Origin of the sequence: Pseudomonas sp. PDM31, from assembly GCF_019218965.1 — a bacterium.
Taxonomy (GTDB): Bacteria; Pseudomonadota; Gammaproteobacteria; order Pseudomonadales; family Pseudomonadaceae; genus Aquipseudomonas.
Window position 1 is genome coordinate 134,491 of record NZ_JAHUWS010000013.1, and the last position, 14,623, is coordinate 149,113.

Consider the following 14,623-nt stretch of genomic DNA (forward strand, 5'->3'; position numbering starts at 1 on the left):
CCTGTAGGAGCGAGCTTGTTGCGCGGTGGCAGTCCGACGATGAAATTGAAACTGAGCTGTTTCAGGTAGCACGCGTAATCGTTCACGTCCATCGCGAGCGGGCTCGCTCCTACAGGGGTAAGCGATGGACTATGACCATGCTACTCCATAGGTCCGGAAAATGGTTTCTCAAAAAGGTTTGTCGAAGGTGATCTGCGGTTCTTTCCAGGGCCCCTTGACGGTGTATTTCACACTGGCGAAACGGGACACGCGATCACCGATCAACTTGTCGATCAGGAACAGCGCGCCGCCGATGGCCGGTGCGCCGACGATCAATGCGGCGATCGGCAAGTTGTTGGTGACCGGCAAGGTCACCAGCAGTTTCGCGTCGATCCGGTCGGCCACTGCGTTCAGGGTGCCATCGAGTTCAATATTGCTCGAAGGACCGGTCATCCGGATTGGCTCACGGGTGACGTACACGCCGTTGTCCGCCACCAGCAGGCCCTTGACCCGGTCATAGCTCAAGCCCTTGCCGAACAGGTCGGAGAAGTCCAGGCGCAAGCGCCGGCCAATCGAGTTGAAGTTGAGCAGGCCAAACACTCGCAACGCAGAAGCACTACCCTCTACCTCGACGAATTGACCTTCGTTGAGCGAAGCATCGAGGGTACCGGAGAAGCGCTTGGTCGCCAGCCATGCCGGGGAACCCGGCCAGCGCCCATCGACATCCATATGGAACTCCTGGCTGGTGACGCTCGGTGCATAGCCCCAGCCCTTGAGCACATCGGCGAGATTCTTGCCGCTGATCCGGCCCTTGTACCAGCTGGAACTCGCTCCGGGTTTGCCTTCCCAACCACCGCTGCCCGCCAGCATGATTCCCTTGAGGCCCAGGTCCAGCGCATTCAGGACGATGCCCTTGGCCGTCGGACGAATCTTCAGTGACCAGGCGCCCACCAGGTCCTGGCCCTGTAACAACTGCTTGATGGTGATGTCCATCGCCGGGATTTTCGTCGGGTCCACCGAGGCCAGCGGGTCCGGTGAGTTTTCATCGGCCAGCACGGTCGGGTCCGGTGCCGGCAGGCGCACGTATTGCAGATTGATCACAATCGGCGCGCCACTCGCATCGGGAACAGCCGCGCTGCCCTTGACCTGCTGACTGTCGAGTTGCAGCGCCCAGGACGCCGGCTTACGTGTCAGTTGAACCGATGCCTGATCGAGGGTCGTGCCGATGCCACTGAGCTTGCCGACCTTGATGTCCGCGCCGCTGAGCAATTGCTTGGCACTGCCGGTGGGGTCCTGGCCGGCGTACTTGTCCAGCAGATCCTTCCACGGGCCAACATCCAGCTCAGACAGTTCACCCCGTATCCGCAGGCCCTTTGTTCCGGGTAAAACCGCATTGCCACCGCCCAGGAAAAGCTCCCCGCGACCATCGCCGAAGTTGCCGGCAGGGGCAGCAAAGGTAAAGTTCGCCAGATCGGCGTAGTTGACCCAATAGCGTCGCTCTTCGCCCTGCAATGTCATGCGAAATGTCGTATCGCGCCCGGCATCGGCCGCCAGCCCGAACGGCGCCGGCAGATCCACCGCCACCCCCTTGAGGCTGGAATTGACCATCAACTGGCTGTCGGCACCGTCGAGGGTCAGTTGCAGTTGATAGGGAATCACGCCACTGACCGGCAGCGGCTGGGTCACACTCAGCCATTCGCTGAGTTTCTTCACCTCGACCTGACCGGAAGCGGTGACACGGGTATTAAGCTTGCCGGCGCGGCCATCGGCAAAAATCTGCGCGGTCACCGGTTTGTCGAAGGCTCTCGCGCTGATGTTTTGCCCGCTCAGACCCTTGGTGCTGTCAAAACGGAAATCACCTTTGAGCTGGGTCAATTCCAGTGGCGGCTCGGCCAATTTCAAGCGCGCCTTGGCGGTCTTGAAGTCGACGAGAATTTTCGGCTCCTCGCCTTTGGCCAATGGAATATCCAGCTTGAGCTTGCCTTGCAGTTCACCCTCGCCTTCCCAGCCGGCAAAGGTGTCGGCAGTTCCGATCGGCGCTTCCTTGAGGATTTTCAGGCCGTCGCCCAATCCACCCGAAAAACCGCCATCGAGGAACAAATGAACGTTCTGCCCGTCAGGCACATGGGGAATGTTGACGTAAACGTCGCTGACCTGGGTGTCGAGCAGTTGGCCCTTGCTGGCCAGCACCCGCACTCCGCTGTCTTCAACGAACACGTCACCTGTGACCTTGCTGACGTGCGGCCAGCCCGGCTGGAACGCCAACTCGGCATCGTGCACTTTGAAAAACAGACTGATACTGCGCGCCGTTTCCGCCGCGCCGTGATTCAACGATCCCTGGTACTGAAAGAAACCTTCATCCACCGCGCCCTTGAGAATCGCTGTGCGCAACCATCCATCCAGCGCCGGGCTGAGGACTGCCGGCAGATACTTGGCGGTATAGCGACCATCGCCCTCCACCATGCCCACACGCAGGTCCATGTAGTCTTCCTGGGCGGGATCGAAAAACAGACGGATCAGGAAGTCGCCGGCAATCTTGCCTTCTTCGCCCAGCACCTTCAGATACGGCGCGACGAGGGTGAAACTGTCTTTGTCGAGCTTCCAGGTCAACCGTGCATTGGCCTGAATGTATTGCCATGGTTTAGCGAATATCGGGTCCAGGTGCAGCATGAAATCCTTGCTGTCCATGCGCAATTCCCCGTGCCCCAGGTCACCGCTGATGCTGCCCGTGACATTTCGTGCCGCCGGGGCGCCGTGATAGGCGTCGAAGCCCACCTGATCGAGGTTGGCGGCAAAGCTGAGCTTGCTGTCGTCGGTAGCGTTGGGACGAACATCAATCAGCACGTTACGCAGGCTGCCAATGACTTTGAGACGCTCGACCGTCTTGGCCAGCCCCTCTGGTAATGGCGCCAAGGCGTTGAGCAACGGCGTGAGTGGCGTGAGGTCGAGTCGATCCGCTTGCAGGTGCCAGAGTTCCAAGGACTTGTCGGTGGCGGCGCTTTGCTTGAGCTGCAGATGCGTTTCCCAGCGGGTCTCGCCAAAGTTCATGGCCAGGGAGTCGAGGCTCACCAACACACCTTCGCTGCTGCGCTGGAAATAGCCGTTGAGCGCCAGATTGTGGATCTGGATCGGTTTGCGTTCGGCGTAGGCCCCCTTGAGTTGCGGCGCGTTCAGTCGCACAGCGCCGCTCTGCATGGCACCCTCGCTCCAGTTCAGCCACAGCTCGCCGCCAGCCTTGAACTCGGAGAAATTCCATTGCTGGGTCAGGGTTTCAGGCAACCATTTCGACCAGTCGCTTTGCGGCAGGCTCACATAAACCTGCGCTTCGCCGTCTTTCCAATGGCTGGCACGAATGCGCGTACGCAGGCTCATGGCTACCGGCTGACCATCGGGCAGGGTCAAGCGGGCATCCAGGCGTTGACGGGAAGGACCGGTTTTCAGGTTCAAGCCGACGTACTTCAGGGTCAGCGGCGATTCTCCCCACGGCTGCAAAGTGATCTGGCTATCGAGTACCGACAACCGCTGAATCATTTGCATACGATTGAGCAACTGTTCCGGGTCGAGGGGCTGGTCGTCCTTCACCGGCAAGCCTTCCAGGGACCACCGACCGTCATCACCTTGCTTGAGGCTGATTTTCAGGCCATTGAGCTCCAGATGAGCGATCCGCACTTCACGCGCCAGCAAGCTGCCCCAAAGGTCCGGAACGGCGCGCACTTTTTCCAGGTGCAGTGCGTTGGCGCCGTCGCCGACCGTCACATCATGAGCGGAAAGGATGGGGGCGAGCCCGCTCCAGTTGCCTTCCAGTTCGCCAATCTGAAGCGGCATGCCCAAGGCTTGGGTGGCTCTGGTTTCGATTTCGCCACGGTATTCGGCCACCAGCGGCGTCAGCTCTCGCCCGAGGCTGACATAGAGCGCCATCACCACCAAAACCAACGCGCACAGGCCCAGACCCCAGCGGATCAGTGCGGCCAAAATGCGTGTCAGACGGTCCATGTCGGATGGCTCCCATGGCAAAAAAATTTGCAAAAAGCTGAGGCCAGCCTTTGTGGAACGGTTGCAACGTAGGGATTCAGAGCAACACCACGTCGTATTGTTCCTGGGAATACATGGTTTCTACCTGAAAGCGAATGGTGCGCCCGATAAATCCTTCCAGCTCGGCGACATTGCCCGACTCTTCATCAAGCAGGCGGTCGACGACTTTCTGGTTCGCCAATACACGATAGCCTTCCGCCTCATAGGCGCGAGCCTCCCGCAGGATTTCCCGGAAGATTTCGTAGCATATGGTTTCGGCGGTCTTGAGCTTGCCGCGGCCCTGGCAACAGCTGCATGGCTCGCACAGCACTTGCTCAAGGCTTTCGCGGGTGCGCTTGCGGGTCATCTGCACCAGGCCCAACTCGGTGATACCGATGATGTTGGTCTTGGCGTGATCGCGCTCCAGTTGCTTCTCGAGCGTGCGCAGCACCTGCCGCTGATGCTCTTCGTCTTCCATGTCGATGAAGTCGATGATGATGATGCCGCCCAGGTTGCGCAGGCGCAGTTGACGGGCAATAGCGGTGGCGGCTTCGAGATTGGTCTTGAAGATGGTTTCTTCGAGATTGCGATGACCGACGAATGCCCCGGTGTTCACGTCAATGGTAGTCATTGCCTCCGCCGGATCCACTACCAGATAGCCCCCGGACTTGAGCGGGACTTTGCGCTCGAGGGCTTTCTGGATTTCGTCTTCGACGCCGTACAGGTCGAAAATAGGCCGCTCACCCGGATAGTGCTCCAGACGATCGGCAATTTCCGGCATCAATTCGGCGACGAACTGTGTGGTTTTCTGGAAGGTTTCCCGCGAATCGATACGGATCTTCTCGATCTTCGGGCTCACCAGGTCTCGCAGGGTGCGGAGCGCCAGGCCGAGGTCTTCGTAAATCACGCTCGGCGCACTGATGGTTTTGATCTGGGCGTTGATCTGGTCCCACAGGCGGCGCAGGTAGCGGATGTCCATGAGAATTTCATCGCCCCCGGCACCTTCGGCCGCCGTGCGCAGGATGAAACCACCGGCTTCCTTGATGCCTTCCTTGGCCACGCAATCGGTGACCACTTGCTTGAGGCGCTCGCGCTCGGCTTCGTCTTCGATCTTCAGGGAAATGCCGACGTGGGCGGTGCGCGGCATATACACCAGATAACGCGACGGGATCGACAACTGAGTGGTCAGGCGCGCGCCCTTGGAGCCAATTGGGTCCTTGGTGACTTGCACCACCAGACTCTGGCCTTCGTGTACCAGCGCGCTGATGCTCTCGACTGCCGGGCCTTCACGCAGGGAAATTTCCGAAGCATGAATGAACGCGGCCCGATCAAGGCCGATGTCGACAAAAGCCGCCTGCATACCCGGCAATACCCGCACGACTTTGCCTTTGTAGATATTGCCGACGATTCCGCGTTTCTGCGTTCGCTCGACATGGACCTCTTGCAGCACACCGTTTTCGACCACCGCCACACGCGATTCCATCGGCGTGATGTTGATCAGGATCTCTTCACTCATGGCAGGGTCTCGCTCAGGCATGTTCACGATAATGGCCGCATCTTGTCAGTACGACGCTCAGCGCGCGTTAAAGGGTTTGCCAACAGGGTATGCCGAAATGGCCGAGCAACTCGAAGGTTTCGCACAGCGGCAATCCGACCACCGCCGAATAACTTCCTGCAAGCCCGGCGACGAACACTGCACCCAGGCCTTGAATACCGTAGCCTCCAGCCTTGTCACGTGGCTCGCCGCTGGCCCAGTAGGCCGCCGCTTCATCGCGACTGATGTCACGAAAACGCACCTGACTGGTGATCACCCGGGATTCGCAACGCTCGCCATCGAGTACGGCAATCGCGGTCAAGACCTGATGCTCACCACCGGACAGCATCATCAGCATGGCGCATGCGTCGGCTTCATCCAGCGGTTTGCCGAGAATTTTTCCGTCGAGCACCACGGCGGTATCGGCGCCGAGCACACAAAACGGATTTTCAGACACCACAGCATCGTATCCGGCCCTGGCCTTGCCCCGCGCCAGCCGCTCGACATAGGCCGGTGGGGATTCTTGATGCAAGGGGGTTTCATCGATGTCCGCACTGACAGCGGCGAACGGCACGCCGATCTGCGTGAGCAGTTCACGCCGACGCGGCGAGCCAGAGGCGAGGTACAGCTGTTTCATCGAGACATCTCCCTGTTTAGTGCCCTGCTCACCAATACTGTTCCTTTTTGGCGGCGTCACCGGTGCGGGCCAATGCCTGACCGAATCAATTGATTTTGTAGCGTCGACTTAATCCGCGCAAACCGAAACTGATCCAGGGCCACAGCAATGCGCTGACCAATGCCGGCAGCACCAGCGCCAGGGTTGGCTGACGGTTGCCGGTCAAGGCGCTCAGCCATAGCTGAACCAGCTGCGCGAGGCCGAAAATCACCAGGATCACCAGGCTCTGTTGCCACATCGGGAACATGCGCAGTCGTTGCTGCAGCGCCAGCACCAGGTAAGTGATAAGGGTCAGGATCAATGCGTTCTGCCCCAGCAACGTGCCGTACAGCACGTCTTCAGCCAGGCCCAGGCACCACGCGGTCGCCATGCCGACTTTCTGCGGCAGGGCCAGCGCCCAGAAAGCCAGCAGCAAGGCCAGCCACAGCGGGCGCAGGACTTCCATGAATTGTGGCAACGGCGAAACGCTGAGCAACAGGCCGACGGCGAACGTCAGCCAGACTATCCAGCCGTTACGGGATGCTTTGACACCAGCCATTATTCTCTTCCCCCTGGAGTGGCCGGCGCGGAGACTGGCGGTTTGACAGCTGGCTTCACGACAGCGGGTGGCTTCGCCGGAGCGGCGGCAGCCGGTTTAGCCGGGGTGACTGCCGGGGCTGTAGCAGCAGGTGCAGCGGCCGGAGCTGTGGCAGCAGGTGCAGCGGCCGGAGCGGCTGGCGTAACCGCAGCGGCCGGACTGACCAGTTTCGGCACGGTCGCCGGAATGACCGGACCACCGCCCTGCGCGTCCAGACTTTCCTGGGCCTGGGCGGCGTCGTTGGCACGCTCTTCCGGGGTACGGGTGTCGCTGAACACCAGCAGCAGGTAACGGCTGCGGTTCAAAGCAGCGGTCGGTACGGCTCGGACGATGGCAAATGGCTGGCCGGAATCATGAATCACTTCCTTGACGGTCGCGACCGGGTAACCTGCCGGGAAACGTTGACCCAGGCCCGAGCTGACCAGCAGATCGCCTTCCTTGATGTCAGCGGTGTCCGCCACGTGGCGCAACTCCAGGCGTTCCGGGTTACCGGTGCCGCTGGCAATAGCGCGCAGACCGTTGCGGTTTACCTGTACCGGAATGCTGTGGGTGGTATCGGTCAGCAACAGGACACGGGAGGTATACGGCATCAACTCGACCACCTGCCCCATCAGGCCACGGGCATCGAGCACCGGCTGACCGAGGATCACGCCGTCGCGCTCACCCTTGTTGATGATGATGCGATGGGTGAACGGGTTGGGATCCATGCCGATCAACTCGGCCACTTCGACCTTCTCGTTGACCAGCGCGGATGAGTTGAGCAACTCGCGCAGCCGAACGTTCTGCTCGGTCAGGGCGGCAAGCTTCTGCATGCGCCCCTGCAACAGCAGGTTTTCGGTCTTGAGTTTTTCGTTTTCGGCGACGAGTTCGGTCCGGCTGCCAAACTGGCTGGCGACACCTTGCCATAGCCTCTGCGGCAGGTCGGTGATCCAGTAAGACTGCATCAATACCAGCGACATTTGGCTACGCACTGGCTTGAGCAGTGTGAAGCGGGCATCGAACACCATCAGCGCGACCGACAGCACGACCAGCACCAACAAGCGCACGCCCAGTGAGGGACCCTTGGTGAAAAGCGGTTTAATAAGCCGCTCCTCCCAGGCAAATATTTTCTTTATTCATACGGCATCAAACCGGCCTGGATGCAGAGTGACAGAAGATAAACGCCAACAGGCAGCACTGCAAAGTGCCGCCTGCGCGCTCAACAGCATAGAGGCAATCCGGCGACTTATTCGCTGGAGAGCAGATCCATGGTGTGTTTATCCATCATTTCCAATGCACGGCCACCACCGCGAGCAACGCAGGTCAGTGGGTCTTCGGCGACGATCACCGGCAGACCGGTTTCCTGGGCCAGCAACTTGTCGAGGTCACGCAGCAAGGCGCCACCACCGGTCAGCACCAGGCCACGCTCGGCGATGTCGGAAGCCAGTTCCGGCGGCGATTGCTCCAGGGCGCTTTTCACGGCTTGAACGATAGTGGCCAGGGACTCTTGCAGAGCTTCCAGCACTTCGTTGGAGTTCAGGGTGAATGCGCGTGGAACGCCTTCAGCCAGGTTACGGCCACGAACGTCGACTTCACGAACTTCGCCGCCCGGGTAGGCAGTACCGATTTCCTGCTTGATGCGCTCGGCGGTGGATTCGCCGATCAGGCTGCCGTAGTTGCGACGCACATAGGTGATGATCGCTTCGTCGAAGCGGTCGCCGCCAACCCGTACGGATTCGGCGTAAACCACACCGTTCAGGGAGATCAGCGCGATTTCAGTGGTACCACCACCGATATCCACGACCATCGAACCGCGAGCTTCCTCAACCGGCAGGCCGGCACCGATCGCAGCGGCCATTGGCTCTTCGATCAGGAACACTTCACGGGCACCGGCACCGAGGGCCGATTCACGGATGGCACGACGCTCAACCTGGGTGGATTTGCATGGAACGCAGATCAGCACACGAGGGCTGGGCTGCAGGAAGCTGTTTTCGTGAACCTTGTTGATGAAGTACTGCAGCATCTTTTCGCAGACACTGAAGTCGGCGATCACGCCGTCCTTCATCGGACGAATGGCAGCAATGTTGCCCGGCGTTCGGCCCAACATGCGCTTCGCTTCGGTGCCGACAGCTACGACACTTTTCTGGTTACCGTGTGTCCGAATAGCCACAACCGATGGCTCATTCAGGACGATACCGCGCTCGCGCACGTAAATAAGGGTGTTGGCAGTGCCCAGGTCAATGGAAAGATCGCTGGAAAACATGCCACGCAGTTTCTTGAACATGGGAAAGGGACCCTAGGCAACGCGTGGGTAAAAAAGTGCGGCAAACTCTAACAACGACAGGGATTTTGGGCAAGGCGCCAATATGTTAAATTGGCCGCTTTTCTGTGCACCAAGCCCCACAATCGCGGCCTTATGACCGTAGAAGTGCGGTAGTGTTCCGACAATCTAACACACGGACGCCGTCCGTTCTGTTTTCCACTGGAGAATCCCAATGGCGCTTGAACGCTCCGACGTGGAAAAAATCGCTCATCTGGCCTGTCTGGGCCTCAATGATGCCGATCTTCCACACATCACTTCGGCCCTAAACAGCATTCTCGGGCTGGTCGACGAAATGCAGGCGGTCAATACCGACGGTATCGAGCCGCTGGCCCACCCACTGGAAGCCAGCCAGCGCCTGCGCGCAGACGTCGTGACCGAGACCAATAACCGCGAGGCCTACCAGTCCATCGCACCAGCGGTCGAAAACGGCCTGTACCTGGTTCCGAAAGTCATCGACTAAAGGGAAAGAGCCTGCAATGCATCAATTGACTCTGGCCGAGATCGCCCGCGGACTCGCCGATAAAAAGTTTTCTTCCGAAGAGCTGACCAAGGTCCTGCTGGCGCGTATCGCCCAGCTCGATCCACAGCTCAACAGTTTCATCAGCCTCACCGAAGACCTGGCGCTGTCGCAGGCGAAAGCCGCTGACGCCCGCCGGGCCAATGGTGAGAGCGGTGCCCTGCTCGGTGCGCCGATCGCCCACAAAGACCTGTTCTGCACCCAGGGCATTCGCACCAGCTGCGGCTCGAAGATGCTCGACAACTTCAAGGCACCCTACGACGCGACCGTCGTCGCCAAGCTGGCCGCTGCCGGGGCCGTGACCCTGGGCAAGACCAACATGGACGAATTCGCCATGGGTTCGGCCAACGAGTCGAGCTACTACGGCGCAGTGAAAAACCCGTGGAACCTGGAACACGTTCCGGGCGGTTCGTCCGGCGGTTCGGCCGCCGCGGTTGCCGCTCGTCTGTTGCCTGCCGCTACCGGCACCGACACCGGTGGTTCCATTCGTCAGCCCGCTGCGTTGACCAACCTGACTGGCCTGAAACCGACGTACGGTCGTGTTTCACGCTGGGGCATGATCGCTTACGCCTCAAGCCTGGATCAGGGCGGACCGATGGCACGCACCGCCGAAGACTGCGCGATTTTGTTACAAGGCATGGCAGGCTTCGATGCAAACGACTCCACCAGCATCGATGAGCCGGTGCCAGACTACAGCGCCAGCCTCAACGGCTCGCTGCAAGGCCTGCGCATCGGCGTGCCGAAAGAGTATTTCAGCGCCGGTCTCGACCCGCGCATCGCCGAGCTGATCCACAACAGCGTCAAGGAGCTGGAAAAGCTCGGCGCCGTGATCAAGGAAATCAGCCTGCCGAACATGCAGCACGCGATTCCTGCGTACTACGTGATCGCCCCGGCGGAAGCTTCTTCCAACCTGTCGCGTTTCGATGGGGTGCGCTTCGGCTACCGCTGCGAGAACCCGGTCAACCTGATCGACCTGTACAAACGCTCCCGTGGCGAAGGCTTCGGCCCGGAAGTACAGCGTCGGATCATGGTCGGTGCCTACGCACTGTCCGCCGGTTACTACGACGCCTACTACCTGAAGGCGCAGAAGATCCGTCGCTTGATCAAGAACGACTTCATGGCTGCCTTCAATGAGGTCGACATCATCCTCGGCCCAACCACGCCGAACCCGGCCTGGAAGCTCGGCGCCAAGAACAGCGACCCGGTCGCTGCGTACCTGGAAGACGTCTACACCATCACCGCCAACCTCGCGGGCCTGCCGGGCCTGTCGATGCCAGCAGGTTTTGTCGACGGTCTGCCGGTCGGCGTGCAGTTGCTCGCTCCGTATTTCCAGGAAGGCCGCTTGCTCAACGTTGCGCACCAGTATCAGTTACACACTGACTGGCACACCCGCACCCCAACCGGCTTCTGAGGAGACACACATGCAATGGGAAGTCGTGATCGGGCTGGAGATTCATACCCAGCTCACCACCCGGTCGAAAATCTTTTCCGGTAGTTCCACCACCTTCGGTTCCGAGCCGAACACCCAGGCCAGCCTGATCGACCTGGGCATGCCCGGCGTGTTGCCGGTGCTGAACCAGGAAGCTGTGCGCATGGCGGTGATGTTCGGTCTGGCGATTGACGCCGAGATCGGCCAGCACAACGTGTTCGCCCGTAAAAACTACTTTTACCCGGACCTGCCCAAGGGCTACCAGATCAGCCAGATGGAATTGCCGATCGTCGGCAAGGGACACCTGGACATCGCCCTGGAAGACGGCACGGTCAAACGTGTCGGCATCACCCGCGCACACCTGGAAGAAGACGCCGGCAAGAGCCTGCACGAAGAATTCAACGGTGCCAGCGGCATCGATCTGAACCGTGCCGGCACGCCGCTGCTGGAAATCGTTTCCGAGCCGGACATGCGCAGCGCCAAGGAAGCCGTGGCTTACGTCAAGGCGATCCACGCGCTGGTGCGTTACCTGGGGATTTGCGATGGCAACATGGCCGAAGGCTCGCTGCGTTGCGACTGCAACGTGTCGATCCGTCCAAAAGGCCAGGTCGAGTTTGGCACCCGCTGCGAGATCAAGAACGTCAACTCGTTCCGTTTCATCGAGAAGGCGATCAACTCCGAGATTCAGCGTCAGATCGAGCTGATCGAAGACGGCGGCAAAGTGATCCAGCAGACCCGTCTGTACGATCCTAACAAGGACGAAACCCGTCCGATGCGCAGCAAAGAGGAGGCCAACGACTACCGTTACTTCCCTGACCCGGACCTGCTGCCAGTCGTGATCGAAAGCTCGTTCCTCGACGACGTGCGCGCCACCCTGCCGGAACTGCCACCGCAAAAGCGCGAGCGCTTCCAGGAGCAGTTCGGCCTGTCGGTCTACGACGCCAGCGTTCTGGCGACCAGCCGCGAACAGGCCGACTACTTCGAGAAAGTCGCGAGCATCGGCGGCGACGCCAAGCTGGCGGCGAACTGGGTGATGGTCGAGTTGGGCAGCCTGCTCAACAAGCAAGGCCTGGACATTGAAGAGTCGCCAGTTTCGGCCGAGCAATTGGGCGGCATGCTGTTGCGCATCAAGGACAACACCATCTCCGGCAAGATCGCCAAGGTCGTGTTTGAAGCGATGGCCAACGGCGAAGGCAGCGCAGACGAGATTATCGACAAGCGCGGCCTCAAGCAGGTTACCGACACCGGCGCCATTTCGGCGGTGCTGGACGAAATGCTCGCGGCCAACGCCGAGCAGGTCGAACAATACCGCGCGGCAGATGAAGCCAAGCGCGGCAAAATGTTCGGCTTCTTTGTCGGCCAGGCCATGAAAGCCTCCAAAGGCAAGGCCAACCCGCAACAGGTCAACGAACTGCTCAAAAGCAAGCTCGAAGGCTGATGCAAATGGAGCCAGCTCTAAAATCTGGCTCCAACCCCCTGTGGGAGCGGGCTTTTGTGGCGAGGGGGCTTGCCCCCGTTGGGTTGCACAGCAATCCCGATACTTGAAAACTCGGTGTGTCAGATAGACTCCGAATGCAGGTATTGGGGCTGCTGCGCAACCCAACGGGGGCAAGCCCCCTCGCCACATTGGCTCTGTCCCACAATAGATTCGGGAAAACCTTGAATGAAACGTCTGCTTGGCGCCTGCGCCCTCCTCTCGTTGCTGGCCGGTTGCGCCAGCACCGACACCGTCGATCCGCATGGCTACGACAAAACTGGCGTAGCCTCGTACTACGGCGCCAAACACCAAGGCAAGCGCACCGCCAGTGGCGAGCGTTTTGACAAGAATTCCATGACCGCCGCCCACCGCCAGCTACCCTTCGGTACACGGGTGAAGGTCACCAATCTGAAAAACGACAAGTCCTGTGTGGTGCGCATCAATGATCGTGGGCCGCACACCCGTGGACGTCTGATCGACCTTTCCCACGAAGCCGCCGAACGCCTGGGCATGGTCAAGAGCGGTACCGCGCGGGTTCGTGTGCAAGCCCTCGACTGATAGACGGAGCCACAACCATTTTCGGATTAGACGACCTACCCCTGATCAGCGTGATCGAATTGCTCAGCGGGCTATGCCTGCTGATAGCCGGCGCCGAACTGATGGTGCGCGCCGCCGTACGCCTGGCCGCACGCTTGCATGTGCGCCCGCTGATCATCGGCCTGACCATCGTCGCCCTCGGCAGCAGCGCCCCGCAGATGGCCGTCAGCCTGCAAGCCACCCTGGCCAACAACACCGACATCGCCGTCGGCAGCGTGATTGGCAGCAGCATTTTCAACATCCTCGTCACGCTCGGGTTGTCTGCGCTGATCATTCCCTTGCGCGTGTCCCGGCAATTGGTGCGCCTGGATATCCCACTGATGATCGGCGCCAGCCTGCTGGTGTCCATACTGGCCTGGAATGAACAACTGACCCGGACCGACGGCGTGGTGCTGCTGATAGCACTGGCGCTGTATCTGGGTCTGTTGCTGCGCCAGTCCCGGCACTCGGCGCGTCCGGTATCGAGCCAGGGACGCAACACGCAAGCACCCTGGTTCAGCAGCTTGCTGATGATCGTTGCCGGACTGGCGATGCTGGTGTACGCCGGGCACCTGCTGCTTGGGGCCGCAGTGGTGGTCGCCACCGATCTGGGGTTGTCGGAGCGCATCATTGGCCTGACCATCGTCGCAATCAGTACATCGTTGCCCGAGCTGGCCACTTCATTGATCGCCGCGCTACGTGGTCAGCGCGATATCGCCGTGGGCAACGTGATTGGCAGTAACCTGTTCAATCTTCTGGGAGTACTCGGTTTCACGGCGCTCGTGGCGCCGTCGCCATTGTCGGTGTCGCCCAATGCACTGGATTTCGACCTGCCAGTGATGCTCGGCGTGGCAGTGCTGTGCCTGCCGTTATTTTATTCCGGCTATCGGGTGACCCGCGCCGAAGGCCTGCTGTTTCTGGGCCTTTATATGGCCTATGGGCTGCACGTGGTGTCGTTCACCACCGGCATGCCCCTGGCCGGCAAGCTTGAGCACCTGATGCTGTTTTTCGTTTTGCCGGCGCTGGTGGCGTTTTTGCTATTCACGTCACTGCGCGCCTGGCGTCGCCAACACCATAAAAAGGAATCGCCATGACCGAGCATAAAAAACCCGGCGTTGAAGTACGCCGCCAAGTGATGGGCGACGCCTTCGTCGACAGGGCACTGGGCAATGCCACCGAGTTCACCCAGCCGCTGCAGGATTTCGTCAATGAACACGCCTGGGGTGGCGTGTGGAATCGCGAAGGCCTGCCGCTGAAGACCCGCAGCCTGATCACCCTCGCCGCCTTGACCGCACTCAAATGCCCGCAAGAGTTGAAAGGTCACGTGCGCGGTGCGCTGAACAACGGTTGCACCGTGGACGAGATTCGCGAGGCGCTGCTGCATTGCGCAGTGTATGCAGGCGTGCCGGCGGCGATCGATGCGTTTCGGGCGGCGCAGGAAGTGATTGATAGTTACCAACAACCCACGTGAGTCATTGGGATTCCGGTTGCCTGATCTGACGCCTTCGCGGGCAAGCCCGCTCCCACAGGTTCCTATGTGGTTCT

Annotated in this window: 12 protein-coding genes; 6 read left to right on the top strand and 6 right to left on the bottom strand. The window is 60.2% G+C overall.

The features are described from left to right. Positions 1-168: 168 nt before the first annotated feature. From KW839_RS23200 to mreB, 6 genes are all read right to left on the bottom strand, one after another. Positions 169-3,972, bottom strand: coding sequence for a YhdP family protein (locus KW839_RS23200; RefSeq protein WP_218425616.1), 3,804 nt, complete (start codon positions 3,970-3,972; stop codon positions 169-171). 76 nt (positions 3,973-4,048) lie between these two features. Beyond that, a complete protein-coding gene (rng, locus tag KW839_RS23205; protein ID WP_060542970.1) occupies positions 4,049-5,506 on the bottom strand; it encodes a ribonuclease G in 1,458 nt (485 codons plus the stop codon). 67 nt (positions 5,507-5,573) lie between these two features. After that, positions 5,574-6,161: a nucleoside triphosphate pyrophosphatase gene (locus KW839_RS23210; RefSeq protein ID WP_060542969.1), complete on the bottom strand. Its 588-nt coding sequence runs from the start codon at positions 6,159-6,161 to the stop codon at positions 5,574-5,576. Between the two features lie 85 nt (positions 6,162-6,246). Beyond that, a complete protein-coding gene (gene mreD / locus KW839_RS23215; protein WP_060542968.1) occupies positions 6,247-6,738 on the bottom strand; it encodes a rod shape-determining protein MreD in 492 nt (163 codons plus the stop codon). After that, positions 6,738-7,859 carry a rod shape-determining protein MreC gene (mreC, locus tag KW839_RS23220; protein WP_218425632.1) on the bottom strand — a complete coding sequence of 374 codons (1,122 nt, stop codon included), beginning with the start codon at positions 7,857-7,859 and terminating at the stop codon, positions 6,738-6,740. Before mreC ends, mreD begins: the two co-directional genes overlap by 1 nt. A gap of 143 nt (positions 7,860-8,002) precedes the next feature. Then, complete coding sequence (gene mreB / locus KW839_RS23225; RefSeq protein WP_002555108.1) at positions 8,003-9,040, bottom strand: rod shape-determining protein MreB; 1,038 nt, start codon at positions 9,038-9,040, stop codon at positions 8,003-8,005. A 211-nt stretch (positions 9,041-9,251) separates the two neighbouring features. Here mreB and gatC point away from each other — a divergent pair, with 211 nt between their 5' ends. From gatC to KW839_RS23255, 6 genes are all read left to right on the top strand, one after another. Next, the gene (gene gatC / locus KW839_RS23230) at positions 9,252-9,539 is read left to right on the top strand and encodes an Asp-tRNA(Asn)/Glu-tRNA(Gln) amidotransferase subunit GatC (protein ID WP_007976465.1); all 288 of its coding nucleotides are present in this window, start codon (positions 9,252-9,254) and stop codon (positions 9,537-9,539) included. 16 nt (positions 9,540-9,555) lie between these two features. Further along, a complete protein-coding gene (gene gatA, locus KW839_RS23235) occupies positions 9,556-11,007 on the top strand; it encodes an Asp-tRNA(Asn)/Glu-tRNA(Gln) amidotransferase subunit GatA (protein WP_218425617.1) in 1,452 nt (483 codons plus the stop codon). Positions 11,008-11,017: 10 nt separating this feature from the next. After that, the gene (gatB, locus tag KW839_RS23240) at positions 11,018-12,463 is read left to right on the top strand and encodes an Asp-tRNA(Asn)/Glu-tRNA(Gln) amidotransferase subunit GatB (RefSeq protein ID WP_060542965.1); all 1,446 of its coding nucleotides are present in this window, start codon (positions 11,018-11,020) and stop codon (positions 12,461-12,463) included. Between the two features lie 225 nt (positions 12,464-12,688). Further along, on the top strand, positions 12,689-13,060 hold the full coding sequence (locus KW839_RS23245) for a septal ring lytic transglycosylase RlpA family protein (protein ID WP_060542964.1): 372 nt from the start codon (positions 12,689-12,691) through the stop codon (positions 13,058-13,060). Between the two features lie 50 nt (positions 13,061-13,110). Beyond that, complete coding sequence (locus KW839_RS23250) at positions 13,111-14,172, top strand: calcium/sodium antiporter (RefSeq protein ID WP_060542963.1); 1,062 nt, start codon at positions 13,111-13,113, stop codon at positions 14,170-14,172. Next, a complete protein-coding gene (locus tag KW839_RS23255; protein WP_060542962.1) occupies positions 14,169-14,549 on the top strand; it encodes a carboxymuconolactone decarboxylase family protein in 381 nt (126 codons plus the stop codon). The genes KW839_RS23250 and KW839_RS23255 overlap by 4 nt, the downstream gene beginning before the upstream one ends. Positions 14,550-14,623 lie beyond the last annotated feature (74 nt).

Bases quoted from the DNA above. Each gene is read 5' to 3' on its own strand.
- KW839_RS23200 (WP_218425616.1), bottom strand. From the start codon at position 3,972: ATGGACCGTCTGACACGCATTTTGGCCGCACTGATCCGCTGGGGTCTG.
- rng (WP_060542970.1), bottom strand. From the start codon at position 5,506: ATGAGTGAAGAGATCCTGATCAACATCACGCCGATGGAATCGCGTGTG.
- KW839_RS23210 (WP_060542969.1), bottom strand. From the start codon at position 6,161: ATGAAACAGCTGTACCTCGCCTCTGGCTCGCCGCGTCGGCGTGAACTG.
- mreD (WP_060542968.1), bottom strand. From the start codon at position 6,738: ATGGCTGGTGTCAAAGCATCCCGTAACGGCTGGATAGTCTGGCTGACG.
- mreB (WP_002555108.1), bottom strand. From the start codon at position 9,040: ATGTTCAAGAAACTGCGTGGCATGTTTTCCAGCGATCTTTCCATTGAC.
- gatC (WP_007976465.1), top strand. From the start codon at position 9,252: ATGGCGCTTGAACGCTCCGACGTGGAAAAAATCGCTCATCTGGCCTGT.
- gatA (WP_218425617.1), top strand. From the start codon at position 9,556: ATGCATCAATTGACTCTGGCCGAGATCGCCCGCGGACTCGCCGATAAA.
- gatB (WP_060542965.1), top strand. From the start codon at position 11,018: ATGCAATGGGAAGTCGTGATCGGGCTGGAGATTCATACCCAGCTCACC.
- KW839_RS23245 (WP_060542964.1), top strand. From the start codon at position 12,689: ATGAAACGTCTGCTTGGCGCCTGCGCCCTCCTCTCGTTGCTGGCCGGT.
- KW839_RS23255 (WP_060542962.1), top strand. From the start codon at position 14,169: ATGACCGAGCATAAAAAACCCGGCGTTGAAGTACGCCGCCAAGTGATG.